Origin of the sequence: Olsenella sp. An293 (assembly GCF_002159495.1) — a bacterium.
Classification (GTDB): Bacteria; Actinomycetota; Coriobacteriia; order Coriobacteriales; family Atopobiaceae; genus Thermophilibacter.
In genome coordinates this window covers 111,959-117,958 of the sequence record NZ_NFIT01000007.1, presented here as the reverse complement: position 1 = coordinate 117,958, position 6,000 = coordinate 111,959, and the positions used below count along the sequence as shown (strand labels likewise).

9 protein-coding genes are annotated in these 6,000 nt (G+C 65.7%); 6 read left to right on the top strand and 3 right to left on the bottom strand.

Annotation, left to right across the window (positions count from 1 at the left end):
* Positions 1-188 precede the first annotated feature (188 nt).
* Positions 189-872: a hypothetical protein gene (locus B5F85_RS06310; RefSeq protein ID WP_143786146.1), complete on the bottom strand. Its 684-nt coding sequence runs from the start codon at positions 870-872 to the stop codon at positions 189-191.
* A gap of 266 nt (positions 873-1,138) precedes the next feature.
* Between B5F85_RS06310 and B5F85_RS06305 the strand changes: the two genes are divergently transcribed.
* The 6 genes from B5F85_RS06305 (at position 1,139) to B5F85_RS06285 (ending at position 4,179) form a co-directional block, all read left to right on the top strand.
* Positions 1,139-2,134, top strand: a complete 996-nt coding sequence (locus tag B5F85_RS06305) for a nuclease-related domain-containing protein (RefSeq protein ID WP_158094568.1) — start codon at positions 1,139-1,141, stop codon at positions 2,132-2,134.
* A gap of 27 nt (positions 2,135-2,161) precedes the next feature.
* Entirely contained in the window at positions 2,162-2,410 is a 249-nt protein-coding gene (locus B5F85_RS06300) for a hypothetical protein (RefSeq protein WP_087315491.1), read from the top strand.
* Positions 2,411-2,666: 256 nt separating this feature from the next.
* Positions 2,667-2,888, top strand: a complete 222-nt coding sequence (locus tag B5F85_RS06295) for a hypothetical protein (protein ID WP_087315489.1) — start codon at positions 2,667-2,669, stop codon at positions 2,886-2,888.
* Positions 2,885-3,109 carry an alanine racemase gene (locus B5F85_RS06290; protein WP_087315487.1) on the top strand — a complete coding sequence of 75 codons (225 nt, stop codon included), beginning with the start codon at positions 2,885-2,887 and terminating at the stop codon, positions 3,107-3,109. The genes B5F85_RS06295 and B5F85_RS06290 overlap by 4 nt, the downstream gene beginning before the upstream one ends.
* Positions 3,102-3,245, top strand: a complete 144-nt coding sequence (locus tag B5F85_RS10665) for a hypothetical protein (protein ID WP_158094567.1) — start codon at positions 3,102-3,104, stop codon at positions 3,243-3,245. Before B5F85_RS06290 ends, B5F85_RS10665 begins: the two co-directional genes overlap by 8 nt.
* Positions 3,235-4,179, top strand: a complete 945-nt coding sequence (locus tag B5F85_RS06285) for an N-acetylmuramoyl-L-alanine amidase (RefSeq protein ID WP_087315485.1) — start codon at positions 3,235-3,237, stop codon at positions 4,177-4,179. The genes B5F85_RS10665 and B5F85_RS06285 overlap by 11 nt, the downstream gene beginning before the upstream one ends.
* Positions 4,180-4,331: 152 nt before the next feature.
* On the opposite strand, the gene B5F85_RS06280 is transcribed toward B5F85_RS06285, so the two are convergent.
* Entirely contained in the window at positions 4,332-5,378 is a 1,047-nt protein-coding gene (locus B5F85_RS06280; protein ID WP_087315483.1) for a DNA/RNA non-specific endonuclease, read from the bottom strand.
* A 142-nt stretch (positions 5,379-5,520) separates the two neighbouring features.
* The gene (locus B5F85_RS06275) at positions 5,521-5,841 is read right to left on the bottom strand and encodes a hypothetical protein (protein WP_087315482.1); all 321 of its coding nucleotides are present in this window, start codon (positions 5,839-5,841) and stop codon (positions 5,521-5,523) included.
* Positions 5,842-6,000: the final 159 nt, after the last annotated feature.

Genomic DNA, 6,000 nt, shown 5'->3' with positions numbered 1-6,000 from the left:
CGCGGGCTACCAGTACATGAGGATCGACGGCGTGGGCGGCGCGGGGTACCTCACCGCGAAGAGCTCTTGACAGGCACCCCTCCGGCGCGTGCGGCGCCTGCGCCGCATGGGCCGGAGGGGTGGACGCGCCGCCAGGTGCCGCCGGGAACAAGCCTGCCGTGCGGGCGGCGCGAGAGGCGGGACTACTATTATTCGGGATATAGATCTCTCACGACTTCTTCGAATGCCTTGGCAAGCTCGTATCGAGCCTTCCCCTCATACGCCTTCCTTTCGTTATTGGCCGCATACATCTTGTCCATAGCATCTTGCACTTCTATATACGCTTCCCTGAAAACGGGGTCCACTTCTTCCCCCTCGTGCTCATAAGGTTCGAACTCTAGCGCCTCTGCGACCATCTCGCTTCCGTATTTCTCTTCCAGCTCCCTGAACAGCTTCTTTTGGATATCTGGCCCGTTGTAGACCCTGTCCATCTCCTCGAGTGCCATTACCAGGTCGAAAAATTTCTTTGACCCCAGGAGGGAGCTAATTGTCTTTCCTGCCTCTATGGGAAGCATGTGGACGCTCCGAAACGCGGTATCGAACCTTGTTGCCAGTCTGATGTGCTCTATAGCGTGCTCGCTTAGTCCGAGGTAGTTCACTGCGGCCTCCATTGTGAACGAGCGGTAGTCCGTCTCTCCCAGAAGGTAGCCCACGTCCACCCCGAAGAAGTCCGCGAGCATTATCGCGACCTCCATGGAGGGCATCGATGATTCCCTCTTTCCTGCCCCGCCGTAGTTGAGCCATCTGCTGATGTTGACTTGCGTCAGGCTTGGCCTTCCCTGCTCCTTGGGATACCTCGCCTCTAGCCGTCGCACGAGCTCGGACTGGCTCACTTTTCGCAATCCTCCTCTTTCGGTCTCGCCCTCTTTGTATCGCTTGAAGCATGCCTGTACTCGCTCGTACCACCTTGCCGCTTTGTTATCGAATATGCTGCACATGAAATTTTTACCCCAAATCTACTGGAAATCTTTCTCAAAACATTCTTGAAACGAATAGTATCGCTAGTTGATACTTCTAGCAACGGAAGATACGAACTAGGAGGTTCGATATGGCGGGGAACACCAAGGAAATCGTTGGCCGTCTCGAGGCGACAGGCTTCATGATTGAGGGGGCCTACACCCACGACCAGCTTCTCGACGGCATGAAGGGCTTCGAGCGGGCGGCGCTGAGGGAAGTATTCCGAGATGAGTACTCGGAGTCGCTGCGCGTGTACGACCTCTCCGCGCACTTCCGCGACATGGCGTCACGGTACGCGCTCTGCGACACCGAGGTCTACGGCCGCCTCTCCTGGGGGCTCCACCGTCTGAGCCGTGAGATCTCATCCCTCGTGAACGGCGCTCGGGGCGAGCGCTACATGGCGCGCGCCCTCGGCTGGCTCAAGTGCGAGAACGAGGTGCTCCTCAACGTCGAGCTGGAGCACGAGGGCGAGCGCTGCGAGTACGACGCCATCGTGATCACACCCTCCGGCATCGACATCGTGGAGAGCAAGTTCTTCAACTACCACGCTGAGATCGACTCCGACGGGTTCTTCCACGACCGAGCCCGATCCCGGGAGAGGAGCTACAACGTCGGCGAGAAGATGAGGGCGAAGGAGCACGTGCTGTTCAGCGTCATCGAGGAAGCCTCCCCGGGCGCTGTCCCCCGCTCATGCGTCCGCAGCGTCCTCTTCGTCGCCAACAACAACGCCGTCGTCGATGACCGGTTCGGGCTCGTGGACGTGTGCAACAGCGGCCAGATCTGCCCGCTCATCGAGGGCAGGAGGGGCGAGGCTCTCGACCGGGACGCCAGGTCCGCCGTCGCCGATGTCGTCGAGGGCGCAAGGCAGACCTTCCTCTACGAGCCCCCGATGGACTTCGACCAGCTCCGCTCGGACGTCGCGGACTTCATCGTGATGACCGAGAGGGCTTCCGCTCGCAGCGAGGCTGCGGCGGAGCGCGCCATCGAGGTCGATTCGCCCGTTAGGGACGGACCCGCCATCGACAAGGGCGGAACGATTCCGGAGATTGCACGCGATGCCGTGGCGATTCTCCTCTACGCCTTGGGAGCGGGGGCGGCAGGATACGGGATCTATCGCCTAACACGGCAGGCGGCTTAGGACCACGAACCAATCGGAGGAAAAGCAATGAACAACGACTGCGAAACGAAGCTCCCTGCCCTTCTAACCGAGGAGGTTGCCGACAGCCCCGTCGCCAAGGGAATCGAGAGGGTGCTAAACAGCCTGGCCGCTGCGATTGATCGCGGCGAGCTCGCTCCAACGTTCCTCACGCTGGGAGGCGGCATCGGCCTGGGAATCGTCATCACCGTGCTGCGCGGCGGCTCAGTCACGCTGCTTAGGGGGTTGGTGGACCTCGATCCTCCCTCGGCGGATTAGCGCGGCGGCTCAGTCACGCTGCTTAGGGGGTTGGTGGACCTCGATCCTCCCTCGGTGGATTAGCGCGGCAACTCTGCAGCGGCCTTTTATTAGCGCCCGCCACAATATCGGCGGGCGCTTCTCTATGTGAACTCTTTTGTGAAGCGACAAAAGGCAACGATTCACAACGTCATCGCAGCTAAACACGCCCGTTTGTGACCGCGTTGGACACTTCTCCCAGAGGGCGGGGCGTTCCCGCTCCGGGGAGGAGGCGCGCATGGAGTCGGTGGTCGCAGCGCTCGTGACGGGGGTGCTCACCCTCGCGGGCGTCATCGTGTCCAACTCGCGCAGCCGCGCGGTCATGGAGGTCAAGATCGACAACCTGGCGCGGCAGGTCGAGAGGCACAACCGCATGGTCGAGCGCACCTACGCCCTGGAGCAGGACGTCGCCGTCGTGAAGGCGGAGCTCGACAACGTGCGGAAGGGGCAGGGTAAATGAGCGATTTCCTGACGTCGAACGAATGGCCGTGGAGGCTGGCGCGCACGGTGGCGCAGGGCGTGCTAGGCGTGGTGGTGGCGAACCTCGACCTGATCGTGGGGTGCGCCGTCTTGGACCCGACGTGGCGCGCCGTGGTGGTGGCGCTCGTGATGGCCGTGCTGTCGCCCGTGATGGCGGAGCTCGGCGCGGCGCTGCCCGAGGGCGGTGACGGCGATGAGTGACGAGAAGCAGTTCGCGAGCGAGGAGGAGCGCTGGGAGGCGCTGCGCGGCGAGGGCGTCGAGGCGGCCGCGCCGGACGGCTGGGAGCCCGACGAGGGCGAGGACGGCGGCTTCGAGGAGGTGCCCGATGGCGTATAGCGTCCTCTTCAAGCAGTGCGGATCGGACCACATGACGCGTGGGCGCTCGCGGGCGGTGGACCGCATCGTGGTCCACTTCACGGCGACGCTCGCCTCCGCGCGCAACAACGCGACGTACTTCGCGCGCAACGAGGGCCAGGGCGCGAGCGCCCACTACTTCGTGGATGACGTCACTCCGGAGATCTACCAGAGCGTGGCGGAGGGCGACACCGCGTGGCACGCGGGAAACTGGGCGATGAACTGCCGCTCCATCGGCATCGAGGTCGTCTCCGCCGGCGAGGACTTCAGCACAACCGAGGTCGAAAAGCTCACGTGGCTCGTGAGGAAGCTCATGACCAAGTACGGCATCGGCGCCTCCGGGGTCATCCGCCACTACGACGTGACGGGCAAGCTCTGCCCCGCGCCCTACGTGGCGTCGTCCAAGTGGGCGGCGCTCAAGGCGGCGATCACGGGCGGCTCGGCACCCGGCGGGACGGCGGGCGCCGCCCCCGGCGGGACCGCCTCCGAGCTCGCGCGGCGCGTCATCGCCGGCGAGTTCGGCAACGGGGACGCGCGGCGTGCGGCCCTGGGGAGTCGCTACTCCGAGGTCCAGGCCGAGGTGAACCGCATCCTGGCGGGAGGCTCGGGCGCGCCCGCGACCCAGGCCCCTGCCGCCGACGACGTGGACGACCTCGCGCGCCGCGTGATCGCGGGAGAGTTCGGCAACGGGGAGGCGCGGAGGACCGCGCTGGGCGACCGCTACGACGAGGTCCAGGCGCGCGTGAACGAGATGCTGGGCGCAGGGGGCTCCGGCGGGACGTCCGGCGGCGCCGACGTCGACGCGCTGGCGCGCGCCGTCATACGCGGCGAGTACGGAAACGGCGAGGAGCGCAGGCGCCGGCTGGGGTCGCTCTACGGCGCCGTGCAGGCCCGCGTGAACGAGATCCTGTCGTGATCTCGCGGGAGGACGCCCGCTGGGGGCTCGCCGTGGCGCTCTCGGTGGCCCTTCTCCTTGCCTTACTTCCGCTCGCGCCGGTGATGTGGCTGGCGGGCAGGGCTGTTGACTGGCTCGACAGGCATTGGGCCCCCTGACGGGGCCCTTCTCGCCTACGGGTTGCAGTTGCCGCAGGGGTCGTAGCCCTGGGCGATGACGTCGTCTCGCGTGTCGGTCACGGTCTGCTTGTTCTTCTCGCTCATGCGGTCCACCGAACCGCACTCCGGGTAGTGGAACTTCTTCGTGTTGGTGTTGAGGACGTAGGTGTGCTCCTCCTGCCGCTCGGCCTGCGGCCCCTGCGGGGCGGCGCTCTCCTCGCGCCAGCTCTCGCCCGTGGCGTAGTCGATGCCGACGCCCGGCTGGACGTTGTAGCAGAAAACGTTGAAGGCGACACCCATACCCGCGTCATCGAGAGAGTACGCCTCCATGTGGACGCCCCGGCAGACGAGCTCGTCGCCGACGAAGACGGGCTCGACTCGGTAGAGGACGCGCCCTCCCGTGCGGTCCACGCAGTCGGCGACCTCGTCCTCGAAGGGGAGCATGCCCTCCGTGTTCATGTAGCGGGTGCCGGTGACGAGGTTCTCCTCGTTGGCGTTCTCCGCCGTGAGCTGCCAGCCGATGAGGTGGCAGCGGTTGTAGAGGTAGCGGCCGTCAACGAGGTCGTCGTAGCGCACGGTGTGCCAGCCCGAGGGCTTGACCATGCCGATGGACCCGCGCTCCTCGCCCTCGGCGGGCATGGTCGAGGGGCTCACGACGGCGATCGCGGCGCCGCAGCGGCCGAGGTGGTCGAGGGGCGCGTAGGACTCGCTGGCGGCGGGGAGGTCGGCCTCGCCGATGGTGGGGACGTTGCCGTTGACCGTGACGTAGGGGCTGCCGTCGTAGGCGGGGACCTGGGAGAGGTCGAAGGCGGTGGGCTCGGCCTGCCCCGCTGGCTCCTCAGGGGCGGGGTCGGCCTCCTGGGCCTGGGGCTCCTCCGGGTCCGCTGCGCTCTCGGGGGCGGTTGCCACGGCCTCCTGGCTCTCCTGCGCGGGCGCCTGGGGGCTCGGGGCGTCGTCGGAGCACGCGGGGAGCGCCGCGAGGGAAATCGCCACGAGGATGGCGAGCGCGAGGGCCCTGGCCCTGCCGATGGCGCTGCGGTCGGGTTTGGCGGCGTCTCTCATCCGGTGCTCCTCTCGTCGCGGCGTGACAAGATTATCCGCCAGATTGGGCCGTCTTGCGAGCGTTCGCGCATGTCGCGCGCTTCACAAAGGGGTACACAAGGGAGAGGCCCGCGCCCCTGAGCAGGGCGCGGGCCTCCCAGGGCTAGCTCCTGCGGCGCGGGCCGTCGGTGAGCGTCGGGAAGTCGCGGTGACGGGGCCCGTCCACGAGCACCTCGTACCACCACTCCCGGCTCCTCGGGCCGTCCGCCGCGAGGTCGTCGATCAGGCGGGTCTGGGTCACCTCGTCGAGCTCCGCGAACTCGTCCCGCATCGCGTTCTCGATGGCCACCTTGCTCTCGATCAGCTCGTGCAGGATCTGCTTCTTCTCCTCGAGGGTGAAGCTCTCGGGCGAGATGTCCATGAGCTCCGCCATGAAGTAGGCATGGTCCTCGGCTTCCTCGAGTGCCTTCCAGTCGGTTGCCATAGGGGGTCTCCTCTCCCTCTGGAACCGTCTCTCCCGGGGTCTGGGGCGGTACGAATTCCGGTACGAATGAACCTGATTGGAGCGTTTCGAAGCGTTTTGAACTGTCGCTCCTGATTTTGAAAAAGGCTATATCTACCTGCGATAATGTTGTTTTCTGTT